Source organism: Stenotrophomonas sp. STEN056 (assembly GCF_056759635.1).
Genome location: NZ_JBRRDL010000010.1, coordinates 86,939 through 108,414, shown reverse-complemented (window position 1 = coordinate 108,414; position 21,476 = coordinate 86,939). Strand labels below are relative to the sequence as shown.

Genomic DNA, 21,476 nt, shown 5'->3' with positions numbered 1-21,476 from the left:
GCGGCCGCCGCTCGGCGGGCTCCGGGGGCGCCCGGCCCCCCCCCCGCCCCCCGCCCCCCCCCCACTACCGGCCATACCCTCGAACAAGGCCCGCCATGTGCGGGCCTTGTTCATTTCCGGGCCGAGCGCGAACGCTGGCCGCTTTCAGGCGAAAGCAACGCGCCGCGCCGGCCTGCGCTTCGGCTAAACTGCGGCACGGTTTTTGTGTTCCCCGTCGATATCCGACGCACCTAGACGAGCCTGACCCCCAGACATGACCAACATCGCCAAGATCCACGCCCGTGAAATCCTCGACAGCCGTGGCAACCCCACGTTGGAAGCCGAAGTCACCCTGGCCGACGGCTCCTTCGGCCGCGCCGCAGTGCCCTCGGGTGCCTCCACCGGCACCAAGGAAGCGGTGGAGCTGCGCGATGGTGACAAGACCCGCTACCTGGGCAAGGGCGTGCGCAACGCGGTGACCAACATCAACGGCGCCATCGCCACCGCACTGGTCGGCTTTGATGCGCAGGACCAGGCCGGGCTGGATCGCCGCCTGATCGACCTGGACGGCACCGAGAACAAGGGCCGCCTGGGCGCCAATGCGCTGCTGGGTGTTTCGATGGCTGCCGCACATGCTGCCGCTGCCTCCAAAAAGCAGGCGCTGTGGCAGTACCTGGCCAGCAAGACCGGCGCCGCGCCGTCGCTGCCGGTGCCGATGATGAACATCATCAACGGCGGTGCGCATGCCGATAACAACGTGGACTTCCAGGAGTTCATGGTGCTGCCGGTCGGCTTCAGCTCGTTCAGCGAATCGCTGCGTGCCGGTACCGAAATCTTCCACGCGCTCAAGTCAGTGCTGAAGGGCCATGGCCTGAGCACGGCGGTGGGCGATGAAGGCGGCTTCGCGCCGGACTTCCGCAGCAACGTCGAGGCGCTGGACACCATTTTGGAAGCCATCGGCAAGGCCGGTTACACCGCCGGCGAAGACATCCTGCTGGGCCTGGACGTCGCTTCCAGCGAGTTCTACGAGAACGGCAAGTACAACCTGGTCGGCGAGAACAAGCGACTGACCTCCGAGCAGTTCGTCGAGTTCCTGGCTGACTGGACCACCCAGTACCCAATCATCACCATCGAAGACGGCCTGGCCGAAAACGACTGGGCCGGTTGGAAGCTGCTGACCGACCGCATCGGCAAGAAGGTGCAGTTGGTGGGCGATGACCTGTTCGTCACCAACCCGAAGATCTTCGCCGAGGGCATCGAGTCGGGAACGGCCAACGCCATCCTGATCAAGGTCAACCAGATCGGCACCCTGACCGAGACCCTGGAAGCCATCGCCATGGCCGACAAGGCCGGCTACGCAGCCATCGTCTCGCACCGCTCGGGCGAAACCGAAGACACCACCATCGCCGATATCGCCGTAGCCACCACCGCCACCCAGATCAAGACCGGCTCGCTGTGCCGCAGCGATCGCGTGGCCAAGTACAACCAGTTGCTGCGCATCGAGGAAGCCCTCGGCAGCAGCGCGCGTTACGCCGGTCGTGACGCGTTCGTGTCGCTGAAGCGCTGACGCGGATGCGCAACTGGCGCTGGCTGCTGCTGGTGCTCGCGGTACTGCTGGGATGGCTGCAGTACCGCTTCTGGTTCGGCCCGGGCAATTCGGGTGAGGTGATGATGCTCGAAGCCCAGGTCGCCAACCAGAAGCGGGACAACGATGGCCTGCAGCAGCGCAACGATGCGTTGGCTGCCGAGGTGAAAGATCTCAAGGAAGGCGAAGCGGCCATCGAGGAGCGTGCGCGTAGTGAGCTGGGCATGATCCGGCCCGGCGAGAAGTTCTATCGCGTGGTCGAGGATGCGCCGGTGTCCGCACCGCGCGCGCCAGCGGCTGCGCCCGCCGGGCAGGGCGACCAGGCCCAACTGGAGACGGTGCCGTGATCAATCAGGTATGGGCCGTGGTTCCTGCCGCTGGCCGTGGTACCCGTTTCGGCGGGCCGGTGCCCAAGCAGTATCTGCAGGCCGAAGGTGAGCCGCTGTTGGCGCATACGTTGCAGGCCCTGTTGTCGCACCCCGGCGTGGCCGGGGTGATGGTGGCCATCGCCGAAAACGACGCAGACTGGCCGGGCTGGACCGCATTCGCGGACAAGCCGGTGCTGACCTGTGTGGGCGGTGACACCCGCGCCGCATCGGTGCTGGCCGGCCTGCAGGCCTTGCCGGACAGCGTCCGTGCCGATGACTTCGTACTGGTGCACGACGCTGCACGTCCCAATCTGGCGGCCGCGGATCTGGGCCGCTTGCTGGAAGTAGGGCGTGCCGATCCGGTCGGGGCCATCCTCGCTGCGCCGGTGCGCGACACCCTCAAACGTGCCGGTGATGACGGCGGTATTGACCGCACCGAGCCGCGCGAGTGCCTGTGGCGGGCGCTGACGCCGCAGTTGTTCCGGCGCCATCAACTGACCCGCGCGCTGCAGGACGCCAGCGGCGCCGGCGTGGACGTGACCGACGAGGCCATGGCGATGGAGCGCCTGGGTGTTCGGCCGCTGTTGGTCGAAGGTGATGAAAGCAATTTCAAGGTCACCACGCCTGCTGACCTCGCCCGTTTTGAATTCGAGCTGTCGCGACGCGGCAGCTGACCCCTGTCGGCGCTTGCCGCCGGCACTGCCAGGACTGTGACTGTATTGCCATGAATTCTTCTGCTTCTTTCCCGCCCATCCGCATCGGCCAGGGCTACGACGTGCATGCCTTCGGCGAAGGTGACCACATCATGCTCGGTGGCGTGCGCGTGCCGCATCGTTGTGGCGTGCTGGCGCACAGCGACGGCGACGTGGTGCTGCATGCACTGTGCGACGCGATGCTGGGCGCGCTGGCGCTGGGTGACATCGGGGTGCATTTCCCGCCATCGGATGAGCGCTGGAAAGGCGCGGACAGCAGTCGCTTTGTCAGTCACTGCAACGGCCTGCTGCGTGAGCGCGGCTGGCAGGTGGGCAATGCCGACGTCACCGTGATCTGCGAGCGGCCCAAGGTCGGCCCGCATGCGCTGGCCATGCGGGAGAAGGTGGCAGTGCTGCTGGATATCCCGCTGGATCGGGTGAGCATCAAGGCCACGACCAGCGAAAAACTCGGCTTCACCGGCCGTGAGGAAGGCATTGCGGCGCAGGCAGCCGTGCTGTTGGTGGCGGCATGACCGCGCTGCCTTTGGCGTTTGGCGCGCCGGTGCTGACGGCCGCCATCCGCAGCGTGCCCGAAGATTTCCAAGTGGATGAATTGCCCGCGTTCGAGGCAACCGGCGAAGGCGAACACCTGCTGCTGGATATCCGCAAGCGCGGTGCCAATACCGTGGCGATTGCCAAGCACCTGGCGCAATGGGCCGGCGTGCCGGAAATGAGCGTGAGCTACGCCGGGCAAAAGGATCGCCACGCGGTCACCACGCAGCGCTTCAGTGTGCACCTGCCCAAGCGCATCGCGCCGGATCTGGCGGCGCTGGCGTCGGACGAAATGCAGGTGGTCGCCTCGACCTGGCACAACCGCAAGCTGCAGCGCGGCGCATTGGCGGGTAACCGTTTCAAGCTGGTGCTGCGCGATGTGCAAGGTGATCGGGATGCCATCGCCGAGCGTCTGCAGACCATCGCCGCGCGTGGCTTGCCGAATTGGTTTGGTGAACAGCGCTTCGGTCGCGATGGCGGCAATGTGCCGGCGGCGTTGCAGATGTTTGCCGGCCGCCGCGTGCGCAAGGATCAGCGTTCGATGCTGTTGTCGGCGGCCCGCTCGGCGCTGTTCAACCGGGTGCTGGCCGCGCGTGTGGAGCAGGGCAACTGGGATGTGCCACTTGATGGCGAAGTGTGGATGCTGGACGGCAGCCGTTCGGTATTCGGCCCGGAGCCGATGAGCGAGGTGCTGGCCGAGCGCCTGGCGCGTTTCGACATTCATCCCAGCGCGCCGCTGTGGGGCGTGGGCGAACTGCGTTCAACCGGCGCAGCGCGTGTTCTGGAAGAGCAGGCGTTGTCCGATGAGCAGGCGCTGGCATTGCGCGCGGGGCTTGAGCAGGCTGAACTCAAGCAGGAGCGTCGCTCGCTGCGACTGCGCCCTGCGCTGATGCAACATGCCTGGCTGGATACGCAGACGCTGGAGATTTCCTTCGCGCTGCCGCCGGGCTGCTATGCCACGGCGGTACTGCATGAACTGGGCGAGACCCGCGACGCCAGTCGCGCCTACGCCGATACCGCTCCACAGTAGGCGCAGCTTAAGTCGCGAAGCCAGTGAAAGCAGCGAAGTGTCATGCGCTGCGGCCAGGCTGCCGTATGCGCGTTCCCGCGGTCACGGTTGTCCCTGTCAGCGGTGCGCCAGCAGTACCAGCAGTGCGCCGGTACCGCCCTGCGCGGCGGGTGCGGAATGGAACGCCAGCACATCGTTGCGCTGGCGCAGCATCCGGTCCACCAGGTTCTTCAATACCGGCGCGCCGCCATCGGACTGCAGGCCCTTGCCATGGATGATGCGGACGCAGCCATGCTCGTGCGCACGGGCTTCCAGCAGGAATTCGCGCAGCATTGCTTCGGCGCGGGCAGCCGTGGCGCCGTGCAGGTCCAATTCATCCTGTACGGAATACTGCCCACGCTTGAGCCGCTGGAACATCCGCGCAGGCAGGCTGTCCCGCCGATAGCTGGCCACGTCGCCGGCTTCCAGTGGTGTGCTGGAACGCAGCAGCCGGGCAAACTCCCCCAGCGCTTCGGATTCATCCTGTTCGGCCATGCGGGCGCGCGGCTTGGGGCGGGGCTTGCCCGTCGCCGGCGTTTCCACCGGGCGCATCGGCGTCACTTCGCCAATGGCCGAGCGGAACAGGGCGGCATCATCTTCATCTTCGGGGTGCGACATGCGTACAGCGTAACGTGCGCCCGGTCGCAGGCAAGCCCCGGTTGGGCGGAAGTGCCGCGGCGCATTCCGGTATCATGGCCCTTCATGTCGGTCCGGCCGGTGGTCACACAACCGGAAGTGCCGATGATTGCGGTGGCGAAACAGGGGCGCCGCGTGTTGATCCAGTGATTCAGGCCTTTAATGCGCGTACTTGTATCAAACGACGATGGTGTGGACGCCCCGGGCATCAAGATGCTCGCCGAGGAGCTCCGCAATGCCGGACATGAAGTCACCGTGGTGGCGCCGGATCGCGACCGTTCAGGCGCGTCCAACTCACTTACCCTCGACCAGCCGGTACGTCTGCGCCGCATCGACCACTACACCTGCGCGGTGGCCGGGACGCCGACCGACTGCGTGCACCTGGCACTGACCGGCATGCTGGAGTACGAGCCGGACATCGTGGTGTCGGGCATCAACAATGCCGCCAACCTTGGTGACGACGTGATCTACTCCGGCACGGTGTCGGCCGCGATGGAGGGGCGTTTTCTCGGCCTGCCGTCGGTGGCGGTGTCGCTGGTCACGCACAAGCATGAAGCCAGGCATTTCCGTACCGCAGCCAAGGCAGCGGTGGAGATCGTGGCCAGGCTCAAGGCCGACCCGCTGCCGGCGGACACCATCCTCAACGTCAACGTGCCGGACCTGGCGTGGGAAGACATCCGCGGTTTTGAAGTCACCCGGCTTGGCAACCGGCACCGCGCCGAGGCCTGCATCCCGGCCACCGATCCGCGCGGCAACACGGTCTACTGGATTGGCCCGGCCGGCAGTGAGCAGGACGCCGGCCCAGGCACCGATTTCCACGCCGTGCGTACCGGGCATATCTCCATCACCCCGATCCAGGTGGACCTGACCCGCTACGAGGCACTTGAGAAGGTGGCCGGCTGGGTCGGCGGGCTCACCGATGCACTGGGGAAGACGCAATGACCCCGCGTCTGCGCCTGCAGCCCGAAGCGGTGGGCATCGGCATGACCTCGCAGCGCGTGCGCGACCGGCTGGTTGATCGCCTGCGCGAAGCTGGCATCGTCAGCGAAGCCACCCTCAATGCAGTGCGTGTCGTGCCCCGGCATCTGTTCATCGATGAGGCCCTGGCCTCGCGAGCTTACGAAGACACCGCACTGCCGATCGGCCACGGCCAGACCATCTCCCAGCCGTGGGTGGTGGCGCGCATGACCGAGGCAGTGCTGGCCGTCGAGCCGAAGACCGTGCTGGAAGTGGGCACTGGCTCCGGCTACCAGGCCGCCATCCTGGCCGCGCTGGGGCTGGAGGTATTCACTGTCGAGCGCATCGGCGACCTGCTGCGGCAGGCGCGCAAGCGCTTCCGCCAGCTGGGCATGAACGTCCGCAGCAAACATGACGATGGCCGCATCGGCTGGCCCGAACACGGTCCGTATGACGCAATCGTGGTGACCGCTGCGGCGCCGGCGCTGGTCGATGCCCTGATCGAGCAGCTTGCGGTTGGCGGGCGCCTGGTGGCACCCGTGGGTGGGCCTGGCGGACAGGTGCTGTTGCAACTGACACGGCAGGCTGATGGCAGCATTGCCAAGGAAGAGCTGGCGCCGGTGAGCTTTGTGCCGCTGCTGTCGGGCATGTTGGACTGAGACAGGGAACCCCGCCGCGATGAAGATTTTCGGGCCGCTGTACGACCGCGCCATGCGCTGGGCCAGCCATGAGCGTGCGCCCACTTATCTGACGGTGCTGAGCTTCATCGAAGCCATCATCTTCCCGGTCATGCCGGAGGTGATGCTGATGCCGATGTGCGTGGCTCAGCCCCGCAAGGGCTGGCGCTTTGCGACGCTCAGCCTTGCCGGCTCCATGGTCGGTGCGCTGGTGGGTTACGCGCTGGGCCATTACGCCTTCGAGGCGTTGAAGCCGGTGTTTGCAGCGATGGGCATGCTGCCGGCGATCGAGGCCGGCATCGCCACCTTGCAGCAGAAGATGGCCGAATCACCCTGGGCGGTATTTACCTTCCTGGTGCTGGGCGGCTTCATGCCGATCCCGATGAAGGTCTTCACCTGGGCTTCGGGTATCGTCGGCGTGCCGATGCCGCAGTATGTGCTGAGCATGCTGGTCGGGCGTGGCAAGCGTGTCTATGTATTGGCGGCGGTGATCCGTTTTGGTGGCGCGCGCGCCGCTGAGGCGTTGCGCCGCTGGATTGAACCGCTGGGCTGGATTGCCACGGCCATCGTGGCCGGCCTGGTTGGTTGGTTGGTCTGGAGGGCGAAATTCGCATGAATGCAACGAGCTTGAGCAAGACGATCCGCAATGCGGCGGCACTGCTGTCGATGGCTGCATTGGCAGCCTGCGGCACGGCAACAGTGGTCAAACCCTCCGGCAGTGGTGCTTCTTCGACCACGCCGCGCACGTCCGTGGCAAAGCCGGGGCAGTCCGTGTCGGTGCGCCGTGGTGACACCCTTTACGGGCTGGCTCGCATCCACAACATCACGCCGCGTGATCTGGCCGCATGGAATGGCTTGTCCGAGCCGTACACGATTTACCCGGGGCAGTCATTGCGGCTCTATCCCGGTGGCAGCACCGCAGCGACCACGCGCCCGACGACCGGCGGCACAACCACCACGCGGCCGTCAACGACGACGCCGGCAACGGCCACCCCGGCGCCGGTGAACAGTGGCATTGGCTGGCGCTGGCCGGCGGAAGGCGCGCTGGTTGGTCGTTTCGTGAACGGTGAGGCGACCAAGCAGGGTATCGACATCGCAGGCAGCAGCGGCCAGGCCGTGCGCGCCGCAGGCCCGGGCGTGGTGGTGTATTCGGGCGCAGGGCTGGTGGGTTACGGCGAGCTGATCATCATCAAGCACAACGATCAGTGGCTTTCGGCCTACGGCCACAACCGCAAGCGTCTGGTCAACGAAGGTCAGAGCGTCAAGGTGGGTGACCAGATCGCCGAAATGGGCCGCACCGGCACCTCGCGTGACATGTTGCACTTCGAGATCCGCTACAACGGCAAGCCGGTCGATCCGCTGATCTATCTGCCGAAGAAGTAAGTTCGCGCGAGCGGGTGATGTCAGGTCGCCTGCGTCGCGGCAGGTTCGACGCGATGGCGCTGACAACAGGGAGGGGAGATGCCGAAGTCCGGATACTGGTTTGCTGCCAAGCGCGGTGGCTGGGGGTGGGGCTGGGGACTGCCGCTGACCTGGCAGGGCTGGTTGGTCTATCTGCTGACCGTGTTGTTGCTGGTGGCGGGTTTCTTCATCTTCCCGCCGCGCGTCGCGCCGGCGGGCCTGGCGCTGTTCCACATGGGGGTTGCCCTGCTGGCGGTGCTGGCCTGCGTGCTCAAGGGTGAACCGCTGCGTCGCGGCTAGCCCTCCGCAGCGGCCGGGGCGCTTGTTCTGGGCTGTCGCATTGGTTTGTCGTAACGAAAAAGCCCGGCAGGTGCCGGGCTTTTCTGCATCCGCGGCGTGAGCGCGGGGGGCGTCAATGCGCGACGTCTTCGAGGATGAAGGCCATCACCACCCGGCGGTTCTCGCTGGCCAGCACGTTGTAGGTGCGGGCTGCCGAGGCATTGTTCATGACCTCGATGCCGATGCCACGGGTCAGGCAGGCCGCCATTACCGCCGCCGATGGGAACACCTGCCGTTCGCCGGTGGCCAGGATGACCAGTTCCGGCGCTTGTTCCAGCACCACGTCCAGGTCGGCAGAGGTAAGCGCGGCGGGCGTGGTGACCGGCCAGTTTTCCACCAGATGGTTCGGCGCCAGCACGAAACTGCGGGTCAGTACCCGGTCATTCACCTTGGCCTGGTGGCCGTCAGCCGAGCGCAGGGCATAGCTGTAATCAGGAAGTTCGCGACTGAGCAGCATGGCGGTTCCTCGGCGGTATCAGCCGCGGGGCAGCACGATCTGGCGCTGTTCCTTGGCCGGGCGATACAGCACGGCGACGTGGCCGATGCGCTGCACCAGCGCGCTGCCACTGGCCTGCACCAGCTCGTTGACCATGGCTTCACGGGCTTCGCGGTCCTCCGCGCCGACCTTCACCTTGACCAGCTCGTGGCGTTCCAGCACTTCGTCCAGTTCAGCCAGGAAGGCTGGAGTAACCCCCTTGCCTCCGATCTGCAGCAGTGCTTTCAGATCGTGCGCGACGCCGCGTAGGAATCGGTTCTGGGCCGGGGTCAGGACAATAGACATGCAGGATTACGGGTTATCAAGGGGGTTCAGGGTATCATGACCACCCCTGTGAGCCCTATTGCCGATGTCCTCCCGTAGCAAGAGCAGCCAGCGCTGGTTGAAGGAACATTTCTCCGATCCTTTTGTGAAAAAGGCCCAGAAGGAGGGCATGCGTTCGCGTGCCGCCTACAAGCTGGAAGAGCTGCTGGAGCGTGACCGGCTGTTGAAGCCGAACATGGTGGTGGTCGACCTGGGCGCCGCGCCGGGCGGCTGGTCGCAGCAGGTGCGCAGGCAGATGGGCGACACCGGCCGCGTGCTGGCGCTGGATATCCTGGAAATGCCGCCGCTGGCCGGGGTGGAGTTCCTTCACGGCGACTTCAGGGAGCAGGACGTTCTATCGCAGTTTGAAGCGATGGTCGGCGATGCGCCGGTGGACCTTGTGCTGTCGGATATGGCCCCCAATAAGAGTGGTATGGATGCGGTCGACCAGCCGCGGATGATGCACCTGGCGGAGTTGGCCATGGATTTTGCCGACAACCATCTCAAGCCGGGCGGCGCGTTCCTGATCAAGTTGTTCCAGGGCGTGGGCTTTGATGACTATGTGCGCGAGATGCGCCGTCGTTATGAAAAAGTCGCCATTCGCAAGCCGGACGCTTCACGCAGGCGTTCACCTGAGGTTTATGCCTTGGGTCAGGGCAAGCGTGCGCAGATCAAGTAAGCTCAACCATACGAATTGCGTCAGAAAATAGAGGAACGCCGGAGCCGATGAGGATGAACGACTTGACCAAGAACCTCCTGCTATGGGTGGTTGTCGCCGTCGTGCTGATGGTGGTGTTCCAGAGCTTTGCCCCCCGCGGCGCGGCTGTGACTGCCGGTGATGCGCGCAACTACACCCAGTTCCTGCAGGAAGTGGACTCGGGCCGGATCAAATCGGTCGAGTACACCGACAAGACCACGCTGACCACCAACCACCTGCGCTTCAAGCGTTCAGATGGTTCGGAAGGTGCGCTGTTTGCCCCGGCCGATCCCAAGCTGCTGGATCAGCTGTATTCCAAGAACGTCGAAGTGGCCCGCCAGGAGCCGGCTACCGGCCCGGGTTTCTGGGGCCTGGTGCTGCAGTTCCTGCCGGTGCTGCTGCTGATCGGCTTCTGGATTTTCATGATGCGCCAGATGCAGGGCGGTGGCGGCGGTGCCAAGGGCGCGATGTCCTTCGGCAAGTCGCGCGCCAAGCTGCAGGGCGAGGACCAGATCAAGGTCACCTTTGCTGATGTCGCCGGTTGCGACGAAGCCAAGGAAGAAGTCGGCGAGCTGGTCGAGTTCCTGCGTGACCCGACCAAGTTCACCAAGCTGGGCGGCAAGATTCCGCGCGGCGTGCTGATGGTCGGCCCGCCGGGTACCGGCAAGACCTTGCTCGCCCGTGCCATTGCCGGCGAGGCGAAGGTGCCGTTCTTCGCGATTTCCGGTTCGGACTTCGTCGAAATGTTTGTCGGCGTTGGCGCCAGCCGCGTGCGCGACATGTTCGAGCAGGCCAAGAAGCACGCACCGTGCATCATCTTCATCGACGAAATCGATGCCGTGGGCCGTCACCGCGGTTCGGGCATGGGCGGTGGTCATGATGAGCGCGAGCAGACCCTGAACCAGATGCTGGTCGAGATGGACGGCTTCGAGGGCGGTGAGGGCGTGATCGTGATCGCCGCCACCAACCGCCCGGACGTGCTGGACAAGGCGTTGCTGCGCCCGGGCCGTTTTGACCGCCAGGTGATGGTCGGCCTGCCGGACATCAAGGGCCGCGAGCAGATCCTGCGCGTGCACCTGCGCAAGGTGCCGGCCGCCGATGACGTGCGTCCGGAAGTGCTTGCGCGCGGTACTCCGGGTTTCTCCGGTGCCGACCTGGCCAACCTGATCAATGAAGGCGCCCTGTTTGCGGCTCGTCGCAACAAGCAGGAAGTCGACATGAAGGACTTCGAGGACGCCAAGGACAAGATCTACATGGGTCCGGAGCGCCGCTCGATGGTCATGCGCGAGGACGAGCGTCGCAACACCGCCTACCACGAGTCCGGTCACGCGGTTGTCGCGATGTCGCTGCCCAAGGCCGACCCGGTGCACAAGGTGACGATCATGCCGCGCGGCTGGGCGCTGGGCGTGACCTGGCAGTTGCCGGAGCACGACCACATCAGCAAGTACAAGGACCGCATGCTGGAGGAGTTGGCCATTCTGTTCGGTGGCCGCATCGCCGAAGAGATCTTCGTCGGCCAGATGTCCACCGGCGCGTCCAATGACTTCGAGCGTGCTACCAAGCTGGCCCGTGGCATGGTCACCAAGTACGGCATGTCCGACGTGCTGGGCACCATGGTCTATGCCGACGACGAAGCCAGCTATGGCATGCACAGCAAGACGATTTCCGAAGCCACGCAGCAGAAGGTGGATGCGGAAATCCGTCGCATCCTCGACGAGCAGTACGACGTTGCCTACAAAATCCTGGAAGAGAAGCGTGATGTCGTCGAGGCGATGACCGCTGCGCTGCTGGAGTGGGAAACCATCGACGCCGACCAGGTCAAGGCGATCATGGAAGGCCGCGAGCCGTCGCCGCCGGCGGGTTGGGTGGCCAAGGCTGGCAACAATGACCGTGCCGATGACGGCAAGGGCGGCGATGACCAGCGCCCGGTGGCGCCGATCACCGATCCGGCCGGCCAGCACTGATTTTCGCGTCATAGCTGTAGAAAACGGGCCGGTTTACCGGCCCGTTTTCGTATGCGTCCACCGCAGCGGTGGGCGAGAATAGGCCTGTCTTCCGCTTTCCGGGTACCGCCATGAACGACTCCAAGCCGCCACAACCGCCGCCGCTGTATATGCCGGAGATGATCATCGCGACCGTGGTGGGTGTCGCCTTCGGCGTGAAGCTGGACAACTACCTGACGGGCGTCTTCATCGGCGTGGTGCTGGGTGTGGTGTTGAGCCTGATTGGCCACAAGATCCGCTCAAGGAACAAACGCTGATGTTCGATACCGCGCCGACTCTGGATTGTGCTGGCCGCCTGCTGCGGCTGGATCGCCCGCAGGTGATGGGCATCGTCAATGTCACGCCGGATTCCTTTTCCGACGGCGGGCAGCATTTCAGTACTGACATGGCCGTCGCCCACGCGCTGTCGTTGGTCGAGCAGGGCGCCGATCTGCTCGACGTTGGCGGCGAATCCACGCGCCCCGGCGCCACGCCGGTGTCGGTGCAGGAAGAAATCGATCGTGTGGTGCCGGTGATTGAAGGATTGCTGGCGCGCACCGGCGTACCGATAAGCGTGGATACGTTCAAGCCAGAGGTGATGCGCGCCGCGCTGGCCGCCGGTGCGGGCATGGTCAATGACGTGCAGGCGCTGAGGCAGCCGGGTGCATTGGATGCCGTTGCCGGCTCCGGGGCCGCCGTGGTGCTGATGCATGCCGTAGGTGGCCCTTACGATGCCGGTGTCGCGCAGGCGTATGACGACATTTCCGGGGAGGTTCAACGCTTTCTGGCGGAACGGGTGTTCGCCGCGGAAATGGCGGGTGTTGGCCGTGGGCGCCTGGTGATCGATCCCGGTTACGGTTTCAACAAGGACCTCGCGCAGAACTTTGCGCTTCTCGCGGCGCAGGAGCGGCTGTTGGCGCTGGGTGTGCCGGTGCTGGCAGGCCTGTCACGCAAGCGCTGCATTGGTGATGTTACCGGCCGGGCCGAAGCCGCGGACCGCTTTGCGGGCTCGGTGGCGGCGCATCTGTTGGCGGTGCAGCGTGGCGCGATGATGGTCCGCGTGCATGATGTCGCGGCAACGGTGGATGCCTTGAAGGTGCTGGCAGCGATGGATGCGGTTCCGTCAGCGCGTATCGATACCCCGGCAATGCCACGCTGGCCGGACGAGGATTGATGTCCGTCGACCAGCGCCCGTTGGCCATCGCCCTGATGGGGCCGACCGCTTCGGGCAAGACCGCAGCAGCCATCGCGCTGGCCAAGGCATATGACGGGGAGATCGTTAGCGTTGATTCGGCACTGGTGTACCGGGGCCTGAACATCGGCGCGGCCAAGCCGGATGCCGAAGAACAGGCGGGCATCCCGCATCACCTGCTGGATCTGCGCGACCCGTGGCAAACCTATTCGGCTGCCGAATTTGCGGAAGCCGCCGCCGCTGCGGTGGGCGATATCGTAGCGCGTGGCAAGCTGCCGATTCTGGCAGGCGGTACCGGGCTCTATTTCCGTGCGCTGCTGCAGGGGCTGTCGCCGATGCCCGAAGCGGACCCAGGCCTGCGCGCGCAGATCACCGCCGAAGCGGAAGTGCTGGGTTGGCCGGCATTGCATGCCCAACTGGCGGACGTGGACGCCGTCGCGGCCAAACGTATCCACGCCACCGACCCACAGCGTATCCAACGGGCCCTGGAGGTCTACCGGCTGACCGGCAAGCCGATCAGCTATTGGCAGACCCAGCCGGGCATCGCCCGTTTGCCGGCCCGTGTGCTCAAACTGGTCCTGGCGCCCAGCGACCGCGCCGTACTGCACCAGCGCATAGCCAGGCGCTTCGATCTGATGCTGGCCAATGGTTTCCTGGACGAAGTGCGCCAGCTCCGTGCCTTGCCGCAGATGGCGGCGGTGGAGCGCCCCTTGGACCTGCCGGCGGTGCGGGCGGTGGGCTACCGGCAGGCCTGGCAGTTTCTGGACGGGCAGGGCACCGCCGCTGAATTCCGTGACCTGGGCATCTTTGCTACCCGGCAGCTGGCCAAACGCCAGTTGACCTGGTTGCGGGGCGAGCGGGATGCCCGCTGGTTTGATCCTGCCAGTGACTCCGGACGCCTGCAGAACGCCGTTTCGCTGTTTCTGGGAAGCTGAGAAGCCGCCCGGCGGTGTACCATCGCTGTTCCGGATCGGCGCACGGGGAGTCGCTGAATCCGGCCCATAAGAACAATAACGAGGAGTAGACGATGTCCAAGGGGCAGTCTTTGCAGGATCCGTTTCTGAATGCGCTGCGTCGTGAGCGCGTGCCGGTGTCGGTGTACCTGGTCAATGGCATCAAATTGCAGGGCACGATCGAGTCGTTCGACCAGTTCGTGGTGCTGCTGCGCAATACCGTCAGCCAGATGGTCTACAAGCACGCCATTTCCACCGTCGTGCCGGCGCGCAACGTAAAGGTTGGGCCGGGCGGTGGCTACGTGCAGTCGTCCGATGGCAGTCAGGCAGGCGATGAAGACAACGACAACGAATAAGCAGGTAGCGGCGCATGTTTGACCGCTCGAAAAAGGGCGAACATGCGCTGTTGATCCAGCCGCATGTTGGGCGGCTGGAAGAAGATGTGCTGGAGGAGTTCACCGATCTGGCCCGTTCCGCCGGTGCCAGCATCGCAGCGACGCTCACCGCGCGCATGGATCGCCCGAATCCATCAACGTTGATTGGCAGTGGCAAGCTGGATGAAGTGAAGGCTGCCGCCGACGCTACCGGCGCCGATCTGGTGCTGGTCAACCATCAGCTCTCGCCGGTGCAGGAGCGCAACCTGGAGCGCTTCCTGGAGCGCCGTGTGATCGACCGCACCGGCCTGATCCTGGACATCTTTGCCCAGCGTGCGCACAGCCACGAAGGCAAGTTGCAGGTTGAGTTGGCGCAGTTGCGCCATCTCGCCACGCGCCTGGTACGCGGTTGGACGCACCTTGAGCGTCAGCGCGGTGGCTCCATCGGTCTGCGTGGTCCGGGTGAAACCCAGCTCGAAACCGACCGTCGTCTGCTGCAGAAGCGCGTGGAGCAGTTGCAAAAACGGCTTGAGAAAGTGGAAGTGCAGCGCACCCAGATGCGCCGCGCTCGCGTGCGCAGTGAAATGCCGCGCATCGCCCTGGTGGGCTACACCAACGCAGGCAAATCCACGCTGTTCAACGCCCTGACCGGCGCTGAGGCGTATGCGGCTGACCAGTTGTTCGCCACGCTGGACCCAACCGTGCGACGCATCGCACTGCCCGGTGGCAACGCGATGCTGGCCGACACGGTGGGCTTCGTGCGCGATCTTCCGCATGAGCTGGTAGCCGCGTTCCGCTCGACCCTGTCCGAGGCGCGCGAGGCCGATTTCCTGCTGCATCTGGTCGATGCGGCCGATCCCCTGCGCGAAGAACGCATTGCCCAGGTAGATGAGGTGTTGGAAGCGGTAGGTGCGGGGGAACTGCCGCAGCTGCTGGTGTTCAACAAGATTGATCGCATCGAAGGCGCCGAAGTGCGCCACGACGCCCAGGACGGCGTGCCGGACGAGTCGCGGCGTGAGCGGGTGTGGATTTCCGCGCGCGATGGGCGGGGCCTGGAACTGCTGCAATCGGTACTGGGCAAGCGCCTGGGGCTGCAGCACGTTACTGGCAGTGTGCGCTTGCCGCCAAGTGCCGGCCGCCTGCGCTCGCGCCTGCATCAGCTGGAGGTCATCCGCAGCGAACAGGCCGATGAAGAGGGCTGGCTGGTGGAAGTGGATATCCCCATTGCCGAAGCCGAGAAGCTCGCGGCCAGCGCAGACGGTGCGGTGATCCGTGCCCTCCTGCCGGAGCCGGAGCCGGAATGGTGACGTACACTCTCCATGGGGGAATCACACAAAGGGCCGCATTGCGGCCCTTTGCTGTTCAGTGGCACAGCGCTACTGGCCGCGCACGGGCGAACAAATTGCGATACAACGCTGGGGATCCCTTTGGAAAGCGCCATGATTCTCCCCACCGATAGTGAACTTGATCAATTGGCCAGCCGCCTGGGCGAGCGGTTGCGGGCGGCCCGCGACAGCGTAGTCACGGCAGAGAGCTGTACCGGCGGCTGGATTGCGAAAGCGATGACCGGCGTGGCTGGCTCATCGGACTGGTTCGATTGCGGCATGGTCGCTTACAGCTATGAGGCCAAGCAGGCGTTGCTGGGCGTCCGTCCACAGACGCTGGAGAGCCAGGGGGCCGTCAGTCGCGAGACGGTGATCGAGATGGTGTCCGGCGCCCTGGTGCATTCCGGCGCCAGCATTTCTGTCGCAGTGACCGGCATCGCCGGGCCCGGCGGCGGCAGTGAGGACAAGCCGGTCGGCACGGTGTGGATAGGCTGGAAGCGCCGCGGCGGCTATACCCGTGCGGAGCTGTTCCATTTCGATGGCGACCGCGATGCAGTACGCAGACAAACCGTGGCCGCGGCGTTGCGCGGGCTGGAGACCGTGTGAGTGTGAGCAGGGCCTGTTGACGCTGCATTTGTTAGTAGTAATACTACTAATCATGAACCTGACCGACACCCAGCAGGCCATCCTCGATCTGATCGCAGAGCGCATCGATGCAGAGGGCGTGCCGCCATCACAGACCGAAATCGCCCGCGCCTTTGGTTTCAAGGGCGTGCGCTCGGCCCAATATCACCTTGATGCCCTGGAAGCGGCTGGCGCCATCGAGCGTGTTCCCGGACGGGCACGTGGCATCCGCCTGGTACGGCCGGATGTGGCTGACGCCCCGGCCGATCTGGCGCCGGTGGACAGTGACCAGGTGCTGCGCCTGCCGGTTCTCGGGCGCGTTGCCGCCGGCCTGCCGATCGGTGCTGATATCGGCTCTGACGACTACGTGGTGCTGGACAAGGTGTTCTTCTCGCCGGCGCCGGATTACCTGCTGAAAGTGCAGGGCGATTCGATGATCGATGAAGGCATCTTCAACGGTGACCTGATTGGCGTGCACCGCACCCGTGACGCGCATTCCGGCCAGATCGTGGTGGCACGTATCGACGACGAGATCACGGTCAAGCTGCTCAAGATCGGCAAGGACCGCATCCGCCTGCTGCCTCGTAATCCCGACTATGCGCCGATTGAAGTCCTGCCTGACCAGGATTTCGCCATAGAAGGGCTGTACTGCGGTTTGCTGAGGCCGAACAGGTGAAATCAGCGCAATCCGTAGCTGCAATGCCTTGTTTTTCCTATGTGGGGCAGGTCGGTGTGCTGCTGCCGGTATCCTTGCAGCCCCGATTATTTTGTCGTCTCGCCTGCAGTCTCAGCCTTTGCGATACGACGCCTTTACAGTGGACCCCATGACGAAATCAACGAAATCAACCCCGAGGACGACCACGATGGACGAGAACAAGAAGCGCGCACTTGCTGCAGCACTGGGCCAGATCGAAAAGCAGTTCGGCAAGGGCTCGGTGATGCGCATGGGCGATCGCGTGGTCGAACCCGTTGAGGTCGTTCCAACCGGCTCGCTGATGCTGGATATCGCTCTGGGAATCGGCGGCTTGCCGAAGGGCCGCGTGGTTGAGATCTATGGCCCGGAATCCTCGGGCAAAACCACGCTGACGCTGCAGGCCATCGCCGAATGCCAGAAGCTGGGCGGCACTGCCGCCTTCATCGACGCCGAGCATGCACTGGACCCGATCTACGCTGCCAAGCTGGGCGTCAATGTCGATGATCTGCTGCTGTCGCAGCCGGATACCGGCGAGCAGGCGCTTGAAATCGCGGATATGCTGGTACGTTCCGGCTCGGTTGACATCGTGGTGGTCGATTCGGTTGCCGCATTGACGCCCAAGGCGGAAATTGAAGGCGAGATGGGCGACCAGTTGCCCGGCCTGCAGGCTCGTTTGATGAGCCAGGCACTGCGCAAGCTGACCGGCAACATCAAGCGCTCCAATACGCTGGTGATCTTCATCAACCAGCTGCGCATGAAGATTGGTGTGATGATGCCGGGCCAAAGCCCGGAAGTGACCACCGGCGGCAACGCGCTGAAGTTCTACGCCTCCGTGCGCCTGGACATCCGTCGCATCGGCGCCATCAAGAAGGGTGACGAGATCATTGGTAACCAGACCAAGATCAAGGTCGTGAAGAACAAGCTGGCGCCGCCGTTCAAGCAGATCGTCACTGAGATTCTTTACGGTGAAGGCATTTCCCGTGAGGGTGAGCTGATCGACATGGGCGTGGAGGCCAAACTGGTCGAGAAGGCTGGTGCCTGGTACAGCTACGGTGACGAGCGCATTGGCCAGGGCAAGGACAACTCCCGTGGCTACCTGCGCGACAACCCGCAGGTTGCGGCAAAGCTTGAGGCAGAACTGCGCGAGCGGTTCCAGCCGGCCGAAGCATCGCGCGAAGAAGGCGACGACGAGCAGGACGAAGCATGAGTTTCCCGCGGGGGCGGGTGGCGCATCGTCAGTGACGCTGTCCCGCTCCCGCGGCATTGATTCCAGGAGGACAGGCGCCATGGATGGCGCAATCCTGATGGGCAATAGACGTGACGAATGAGTTTGATGAGCCAGCGGCCGGTCGAGGCAAGCGCCGGCGTGAGCAGACGCCATTGCAGCGGGCGCTGGGCCTGTTGGTCAGGCGCGAGCATTCGCGCAAGGAGCTGGGGCGCAAGCTGAAAGCGCGCGGCATCGAGGCCGATGAGGTGGATGCGGCCGTGGCGCGGCTCGCCGATGAGGGCTGGCAGGACGACACCCGGTTCGCAGAGATGCTGGTGCGCAACCGTGCCAACGGTGGCTACGGGCCCGTGCATATCCGGGCGGAGCTGGGCACGCATGGGCTGGACAGCGCGCAGATCGAGGCGGCAATGGCGACCTTCGAGGGGGACTGGGTCGAAAATGCGCGTGACCTTGTGTGTCGCCGTTTTGGTGAAGATGGCCCGCAGGAGCTGACGCAGCGGCGCAAGGCCGCAGACCTGCTGGCGCGGCGGGGTTTTGACGGTAGCTGTATCCGCACCGCGACCCGGTACGATCCTGAGGACTGACAGGGCTGGGCCTGATACCCTTTCAGGGTTTCGGTTGTCCCGAATTCCCGCGCCCGCAGGGCGACCGGGACCCGTTTGCCAGCTTACAGCCAGTCCCCATGAATACACCTGCCAAATTCACGACCTCCCAGATCCGCAGCGATTTCCTCGAATTCTTCAAGAACAAGGGCCACACCATCGTGCCGTCGGCGCCCCTGGTGCCGGGTAACGATCCGACCCTGTTGTTCACCAACTCCGGCATGGTGCAGTTCAAGGATGTGTTCCTTGGCGCGGAGAAGCGCAGCTATGTGCGCGCGGCCGACGTCCAGCGCTGCCTGCGTGCCGGTGGCAAGCACAACGACTTGGATCAGGTTGGCTATACCGCACGTCACCACACCTTCTTTGAAATGTTGGGCAACTGGTCCTTTGGCGACTACTTCAAGAAGGACGCCATCGCCTGGGCCTGGGAGCTGCTGACCCAGGTCTGGAAGCTGCCGGCCGAGCGCCTGCTGGTCACCGTCTATCAGACCGATGACGAAGCCTATGCCCTGTGGCGCGACATGATTGGCGTTCCCGAAGACCGCATCGTGCGCATTGGCGACAACAAGGGTGCGCCATTTGCCTCCGACAATTTCTGGCAGATGGCCGAGACCGGCCCATGCGGCCCCTGCACCGAAATTTTCTACGACCATGGTGACCACATCGCAGGCGGCCCTCCGGGTTCGCCTGATGAGGATGGTGATCGTTTCATCGAGATCTGGAACCTGGTGTTCATGCAGTTCGACCGTCAGCCCGACGGCACATTGGTGCCGTTGCCGGCGCCGTGCGTGGATACCGGCATGGGCCTGGAGCGTCTGGCGGCGATCCTGCAGCACGTCCATACCAATTACGAAATCGATCTGTTCCAGGCACTGATCCGCAAGGCCAGTGAACTGACCGGCATGGCTGACCTGGAGAACAAGTCGCTGCGCGTGATTGCTGACCATATCCGCGCCTGCTCGTTCCTGATTGTCGATGGCGTGCTGCCGTCGAACGAGGGCCGCGGCTATGTGCTGCGCCGGATCATCCGCCGCGCCCTGCGCCACGGCTGGATGCTGGGTGTTCGCCAGCCGTTCTTCAACAAGCTGGTGCCGACGCTGGTCGAGCAGATGGGCGAAGCGTATCCGGAGCTGCCTGCACAGGCAGATACCGTCGTGCGCGCTTTGCAGGCCGAGGAAGAGCGTTTTGCAGAGACGCTGGATGCCGGCATGAAGATTTTCGACGACGTCGCGGCCAAGGTCAGCAATGGCGTGATCCCGGGCGTGGATGCGTTCCGTCTGTATGACACCTATGGCTTCCCGGTCGACCTCACTGCCGACATCGCGCGTGAGCGCGGCATGACGGTGGACATGGCGGCGTTTGAAGCTTCCATGGAGCAGCAGCGCGAGATGGCGCGTGCCGCCGGCAAGTTCGGCGGCGGCGTGCAGCTGCCGGCGGACCTGGTGGCAACGCTGTCGCCAACCGTGTTTCTCGGTTACGACAAGCTGCAGGCTGATGGCCTGAGCGTGGTCGCCTTGATCAAGGACGGCCGCCCGGTTGATGCGGTGCAGGCCGGTGACGAGGTCATCGTGTTCACGGCGCAGACGCCGTTCTACGCCGAGTCCGGCGGTCAGGTCGGCGATACCGGCGTGCTGTCGGGCGCAGGTGTGGGCATTGAGGTGACCGACACGCAGAAATTCGCCGGCCAGTTCCACGGCCATGTCGGCCGCGTGGGCCAGGGCAACCTCAAGATCGGCGATGTGCTGTCTGGCAGCGTGAATGCGGCGCGTCGCGGCGCTACCATCCTCAATCATTCGGCAACCCACTTGCTGCATGCGGCCCTGCGCGAAGTGCTGGGCACCCATGTGCAGCAGAAGGGCTCGCTGGTGGCGCCGGACCGCCTGCGCTTCGACTTCGCTCACTTCCAGCCGATCAGCGCCGAAGAACTTGCACTGGTTGAGCGCAAGGTCAACGAGCAGGTGCGCGCCAACAACGCCGCCGAAGTGCACAACATGGGCATGCAGGAGGCACTGGACTTCGGCGCCATGGCATTGTTTGGCGAGAAGTACGGCGAGAACGTCCGCGTGCTGAAGATGGGCGAGTACTCGACCGAGCTGTGTGGCGGCACCCACGTTTCACGCACCGGCGATATCGGGCTGTTCAAGATCACATCGGAAGGGGGTGTTTCCTCCGGTGTCCGCCGCATCGAGGCGGTGACCGGGCAGGGCGCGCTGGACTACGTTGCCGATGAAGAGCGACGTCTGCACGAGGCTGCGCAGTTGCTGGGTGGCAGTGCGGGCGATGTAGTGGACAAGGTGCGTCAGCTGGGCGAACGGCAGAAGAAGCTGGAGCGCGAGCTGGAAGCACTCAAGGCCAAGCTGGCGTCCGGAGCGACTGCTGACCTGGGAGCTTCCGCCGTGGATGTGGCGGGGGTGAAGGTCCTGGCGGTGCGTCTGGAGGGCTTCGATGCCAAGGCCCTGCGTGAGGCGGTGGATCGCCTGCGCCAGCAGCTGGGTGATGCCGTGATCCTGCTGGCGGGCGTCCAGGACGGCAAGGCGGCGCTGGTGGCGGGTGTGAATGGTTCGGCAATGGGCAAGGTCAAGGCCGGGGAACTGCTCGCCCATGTGGCCGGTCAGATCGGGGGCAAGGGCGGTGGCCGTCCCGATCTGGCGCAAGGTGGTGGTGAGGATGGCCCGAAGCTTCAGGCTGCGCTTGACGGTGTGCTTGCCTGGGTCCAGCCACATCTCGCCTGAATGTGAACAGTCTGGCGCCTTGAAGGTATTTGCGCCCTGC

The 21,476-nt window shown here is 64.7% G+C and carries 25 protein-coding genes; 22 read left to right on the top strand and 3 right to left on the bottom strand.

Going from position 1 to position 21,476, the window contains the following annotated elements; translation table 11 throughout:
- The first annotated feature begins 253 nt into the window (after positions 1-253).
- Genes eno through truD form a run of 5 tightly spaced genes read left to right on the top strand, consistent with a single transcriptional unit; the run spans position 254 to position 4,206 of the window.
- A complete protein-coding gene (gene eno / locus ACVOLO_RS08175; RefSeq protein WP_481569747.1) occupies positions 254-1,546 on the top strand; it encodes a phosphopyruvate hydratase in 1,293 nt (430 codons plus the stop codon).
- A 5-nt stretch (positions 1,547-1,551) separates the two neighbouring features.
- Positions 1,552-1,911 (top strand): cell division protein FtsB, encoded by a 360-nt coding sequence (gene ftsB, locus ACVOLO_RS08170; protein ID WP_481569746.1) that lies wholly within the window; start codon positions 1,552-1,554, stop codon positions 1,909-1,911.
- Positions 1,911-2,606, top strand: coding sequence for a 2-C-methyl-D-erythritol 4-phosphate cytidylyltransferase (gene ispD / locus ACVOLO_RS08165; protein ID WP_481569750.1), 696 nt, complete (start codon positions 1,911-1,913; stop codon positions 2,604-2,606). Before ftsB ends, ispD begins: the two co-directional genes overlap by 1 nt.
- A gap of 50 nt (positions 2,607-2,656) precedes the next feature.
- Positions 2,657-3,157, top strand: coding sequence for a 2-C-methyl-D-erythritol 2,4-cyclodiphosphate synthase (gene ispF / locus ACVOLO_RS08160; protein ID WP_481569745.1), 501 nt, complete (start codon positions 2,657-2,659; stop codon positions 3,155-3,157).
- Positions 3,154-4,206, top strand: a complete 1,053-nt coding sequence (truD, locus tag ACVOLO_RS08155; RefSeq protein ID WP_481569744.1) for a tRNA pseudouridine(13) synthase TruD — start codon at positions 3,154-3,156, stop codon at positions 4,204-4,206. Before ispF ends, truD begins: the two co-directional genes overlap by 4 nt.
- Before the next feature lie 96 nt (positions 4,207-4,302).
- On the opposite strand, the gene ACVOLO_RS08150 is transcribed toward truD, so the two are convergent.
- Positions 4,303-4,842 carry a Smr/MutS family protein gene (locus tag ACVOLO_RS08150; RefSeq protein ID WP_481569743.1) on the bottom strand — a complete coding sequence of 180 codons (540 nt, stop codon included), beginning with the start codon at positions 4,840-4,842 and terminating at the stop codon, positions 4,303-4,305.
- A 180-nt stretch (positions 4,843-5,022) separates the two neighbouring features.
- Between ACVOLO_RS08150 and surE the strand changes: the two genes are divergently transcribed.
- The 5 genes from surE (at position 5,023) to ACVOLO_RS08125 (ending at position 8,195) form a co-directional block, all read left to right on the top strand.
- Positions 5,023-5,802, top strand: coding sequence for a 5'/3'-nucleotidase SurE (surE, locus tag ACVOLO_RS08145; protein WP_481569742.1), 780 nt, complete (start codon positions 5,023-5,025; stop codon positions 5,800-5,802).
- Positions 5,799-6,476 (top strand): protein-L-isoaspartate(D-aspartate) O-methyltransferase, encoded by a 678-nt coding sequence (locus tag ACVOLO_RS08140; protein ID WP_481569741.1) that lies wholly within the window; start codon positions 5,799-5,801, stop codon positions 6,474-6,476. Before surE ends, ACVOLO_RS08140 begins: the two co-directional genes overlap by 4 nt.
- 19 nt (positions 6,477-6,495) lie before the next feature.
- Complete coding sequence (locus tag ACVOLO_RS08135; RefSeq protein ID WP_481569740.1) at positions 6,496-7,110, top strand: YqaA family protein; 615 nt, start codon at positions 6,496-6,498, stop codon at positions 7,108-7,110.
- Positions 7,107-7,877 carry a peptidoglycan DD-metalloendopeptidase family protein gene (locus tag ACVOLO_RS08130; protein WP_481569739.1) on the top strand — a complete coding sequence of 257 codons (771 nt, stop codon included), beginning with the start codon at positions 7,107-7,109 and terminating at the stop codon, positions 7,875-7,877. Before ACVOLO_RS08135 ends, ACVOLO_RS08130 begins: the two co-directional genes overlap by 4 nt.
- 78 nt (positions 7,878-7,955) lie before the next feature.
- Positions 7,956-8,195, top strand: coding sequence for a hypothetical protein (locus ACVOLO_RS08125; protein WP_481569738.1), 240 nt, complete (start codon positions 7,956-7,958; stop codon positions 8,193-8,195).
- A gap of 112 nt (positions 8,196-8,307) precedes the next feature.
- Here the strand turns inward: ACVOLO_RS08125 and ACVOLO_RS08120 are convergent, their stop codons facing one another.
- On the bottom strand, positions 8,308-8,691 hold the full coding sequence (locus ACVOLO_RS08120; RefSeq protein ID WP_481569737.1) for an Mth938-like domain-containing protein: 384 nt from the start codon (positions 8,689-8,691) through the stop codon (positions 8,308-8,310).
- 18 nt (positions 8,692-8,709) lie between these two features.
- Positions 8,710-9,015, bottom strand: coding sequence for a ribosome assembly RNA-binding protein YhbY (gene yhbY, locus ACVOLO_RS08115; RefSeq protein WP_481569736.1), 306 nt, complete (start codon positions 9,013-9,015; stop codon positions 8,710-8,712).
- A 64-nt stretch (positions 9,016-9,079) separates the two neighbouring features.
- On the opposite strand from yhbY, the gene rlmE reads away from it, so the two are divergent.
- The 12 genes from rlmE to alaS all read left to right on the top strand — a co-directional run bounded on the left by rlmE (position 9,080) and on the right by alaS (position 21,436).
- Positions 9,080-9,712: a 23S rRNA (uridine(2552)-2'-O)-methyltransferase RlmE gene (gene rlmE, locus ACVOLO_RS08110; RefSeq protein ID WP_481569735.1), complete on the top strand. Its 633-nt coding sequence runs from the start codon at positions 9,080-9,082 to the stop codon at positions 9,710-9,712.
- Between the two features lie 53 nt (positions 9,713-9,765).
- On the top strand, positions 9,766-11,694 hold the full coding sequence (gene ftsH / locus ACVOLO_RS08105) for an ATP-dependent zinc metalloprotease FtsH (RefSeq protein ID WP_481569734.1): 1,929 nt from the start codon (positions 9,766-9,768) through the stop codon (positions 11,692-11,694).
- Positions 11,695-11,804: 110 nt separating this feature from the next.
- Positions 11,805-11,990, top strand: coding sequence for a hypothetical protein (locus ACVOLO_RS08100; protein ID WP_481569733.1), 186 nt, complete (start codon positions 11,805-11,807; stop codon positions 11,988-11,990).
- Complete coding sequence (folP, locus tag ACVOLO_RS08095) at positions 11,990-12,886, top strand: dihydropteroate synthase (RefSeq protein WP_481569732.1); 897 nt, start codon at positions 11,990-11,992, stop codon at positions 12,884-12,886. Before ACVOLO_RS08100 ends, folP begins: the two co-directional genes overlap by 1 nt.
- Positions 12,886-13,839 (top strand): tRNA (adenosine(37)-N6)-dimethylallyltransferase MiaA, encoded by a 954-nt coding sequence (gene miaA / locus ACVOLO_RS08090; RefSeq protein WP_481569731.1) that lies wholly within the window; start codon positions 12,886-12,888, stop codon positions 13,837-13,839. The genes folP and miaA overlap by 1 nt, the downstream gene beginning before the upstream one ends.
- A 92-nt stretch (positions 13,840-13,931) precedes the next feature.
- Positions 13,932-14,213 (top strand): RNA chaperone Hfq, encoded by a 282-nt coding sequence (hfq, locus tag ACVOLO_RS08085; protein ID WP_481569730.1) that lies wholly within the window; start codon positions 13,932-13,934, stop codon positions 14,211-14,213.
- A gap of 14 nt (positions 14,214-14,227) precedes the next feature.
- Positions 14,228-15,538, top strand: coding sequence for a ribosome rescue GTPase HflX (gene hflX, locus ACVOLO_RS08080; RefSeq protein ID WP_481569729.1), 1,311 nt, complete (start codon positions 14,228-14,230; stop codon positions 15,536-15,538).
- Positions 15,539-15,670: 132 nt separating this feature from the next.
- Positions 15,671-16,162 carry a CinA family protein gene (locus tag ACVOLO_RS08075; RefSeq protein ID WP_481569728.1) on the top strand — a complete coding sequence of 164 codons (492 nt, stop codon included), beginning with the start codon at positions 15,671-15,673 and terminating at the stop codon, positions 16,160-16,162.
- A 52-nt stretch (positions 16,163-16,214) separates the two neighbouring features.
- The gene (gene lexA, locus ACVOLO_RS08070; RefSeq protein WP_481569727.1) at positions 16,215-16,856 is read left to right on the top strand and encodes a transcriptional repressor LexA; all 642 of its coding nucleotides are present in this window, start codon (positions 16,215-16,217) and stop codon (positions 16,854-16,856) included.
- Between the two features lie 187 nt (positions 16,857-17,043).
- On the top strand, positions 17,044-18,081 hold the full coding sequence (recA, locus tag ACVOLO_RS08065; RefSeq protein WP_481569726.1) for a recombinase RecA: 1,038 nt from the start codon (positions 17,044-17,046) through the stop codon (positions 18,079-18,081).
- Positions 18,082-18,191: 110 nt separating this feature from the next.
- Positions 18,192-18,686, top strand: a complete 495-nt coding sequence (recX, locus tag ACVOLO_RS08060; protein ID WP_481569725.1) for a recombination regulator RecX — start codon at positions 18,192-18,194, stop codon at positions 18,684-18,686.
- A 98-nt stretch (positions 18,687-18,784) separates the two neighbouring features.
- The gene (alaS, locus tag ACVOLO_RS08055; RefSeq protein ID WP_481569724.1) at positions 18,785-21,436 is read left to right on the top strand and encodes an alanine--tRNA ligase; all 2,652 of its coding nucleotides are present in this window, start codon (positions 18,785-18,787) and stop codon (positions 21,434-21,436) included.
- The last annotated feature ends 40 nt before the right edge of the window (positions 21,437-21,476 follow it).

Excerpts from the sequence above, each read along its gene's own strand:
- ACVOLO_RS08075 (WP_481569728.1), top strand. The coding sequence starts at position 15,671 with ATGATTCTCCCCACCGATAGTGAACTTGATCAATTGGCCAGCCGCCTG.
- surE (WP_481569742.1), top strand. The coding sequence starts at position 5,023 with ATGCGCGTACTTGTATCAAACGACGATGGTGTGGACGCCCCGGGCATC.
- recA (WP_481569726.1), top strand. The coding sequence starts at position 17,044 with ATGGACGAGAACAAGAAGCGCGCACTTGCTGCAGCACTGGGCCAGATC.
- alaS (WP_481569724.1), top strand. The coding sequence starts at position 18,785 with ATGAATACACCTGCCAAATTCACGACCTCCCAGATCCGCAGCGATTTC.
- yhbY (WP_481569736.1), bottom strand. The coding sequence starts at position 9,015 with ATGTCTATTGTCCTGACCCCGGCCCAGAACCGATTCCTACGCGGCGTC.
- ACVOLO_RS08140 (WP_481569741.1), top strand. The coding sequence starts at position 5,799 with ATGACCCCGCGTCTGCGCCTGCAGCCCGAAGCGGTGGGCATCGGCATG.
- hflX (WP_481569729.1), top strand. The coding sequence starts at position 14,228 with ATGTTTGACCGCTCGAAAAAGGGCGAACATGCGCTGTTGATCCAGCCG.
- ACVOLO_RS08120 (WP_481569737.1), bottom strand. The coding sequence starts at position 8,691 with ATGCTGCTCAGTCGCGAACTTCCTGATTACAGCTATGCCCTGCGCTCG.
- truD (WP_481569744.1), top strand. The coding sequence starts at position 3,154 with ATGACCGCGCTGCCTTTGGCGTTTGGCGCGCCGGTGCTGACGGCCGCC.
- ACVOLO_RS08100 (WP_481569733.1), top strand. The coding sequence starts at position 11,805 with ATGAACGACTCCAAGCCGCCACAACCGCCGCCGCTGTATATGCCGGAG.
- folP (WP_481569732.1), top strand. The coding sequence starts at position 11,990 with ATGTTCGATACCGCGCCGACTCTGGATTGTGCTGGCCGCCTGCTGCGG.
- hfq (WP_481569730.1), top strand. The coding sequence starts at position 13,932 with ATGTCCAAGGGGCAGTCTTTGCAGGATCCGTTTCTGAATGCGCTGCGT.
- eno (WP_481569747.1), top strand. The coding sequence starts at position 254 with ATGACCAACATCGCCAAGATCCACGCCCGTGAAATCCTCGACAGCCGT.
- ACVOLO_RS08125 (WP_481569738.1), top strand. The coding sequence starts at position 7,956 with ATGCCGAAGTCCGGATACTGGTTTGCTGCCAAGCGCGGTGGCTGGGGG.
- ispF (WP_481569745.1), top strand. The coding sequence starts at position 2,657 with ATGAATTCTTCTGCTTCTTTCCCGCCCATCCGCATCGGCCAGGGCTAC.
- rlmE (WP_481569735.1), top strand. The coding sequence starts at position 9,080 with ATGTCCTCCCGTAGCAAGAGCAGCCAGCGCTGGTTGAAGGAACATTTC.
- ACVOLO_RS08130 (WP_481569739.1), top strand. The coding sequence starts at position 7,107 with ATGAATGCAACGAGCTTGAGCAAGACGATCCGCAATGCGGCGGCACTG.
- lexA (WP_481569727.1), top strand. The coding sequence starts at position 16,215 with ATGAACCTGACCGACACCCAGCAGGCCATCCTCGATCTGATCGCAGAG.
- ACVOLO_RS08135 (WP_481569740.1), top strand. The coding sequence starts at position 6,496 with ATGAAGATTTTCGGGCCGCTGTACGACCGCGCCATGCGCTGGGCCAGC.
- miaA (WP_481569731.1), top strand. The coding sequence starts at position 12,886 with ATGTCCGTCGACCAGCGCCCGTTGGCCATCGCCCTGATGGGGCCGACC.
- ftsH (WP_481569734.1), top strand. The coding sequence starts at position 9,766 with ATGAACGACTTGACCAAGAACCTCCTGCTATGGGTGGTTGTCGCCGTC.
- ftsB (WP_481569746.1), top strand. The coding sequence starts at position 1,552 with ATGCGCAACTGGCGCTGGCTGCTGCTGGTGCTCGCGGTACTGCTGGGA.
- ACVOLO_RS08150 (WP_481569743.1), bottom strand. The coding sequence starts at position 4,842 with ATGTCGCACCCCGAAGATGAAGATGATGCCGCCCTGTTCCGCTCGGCC.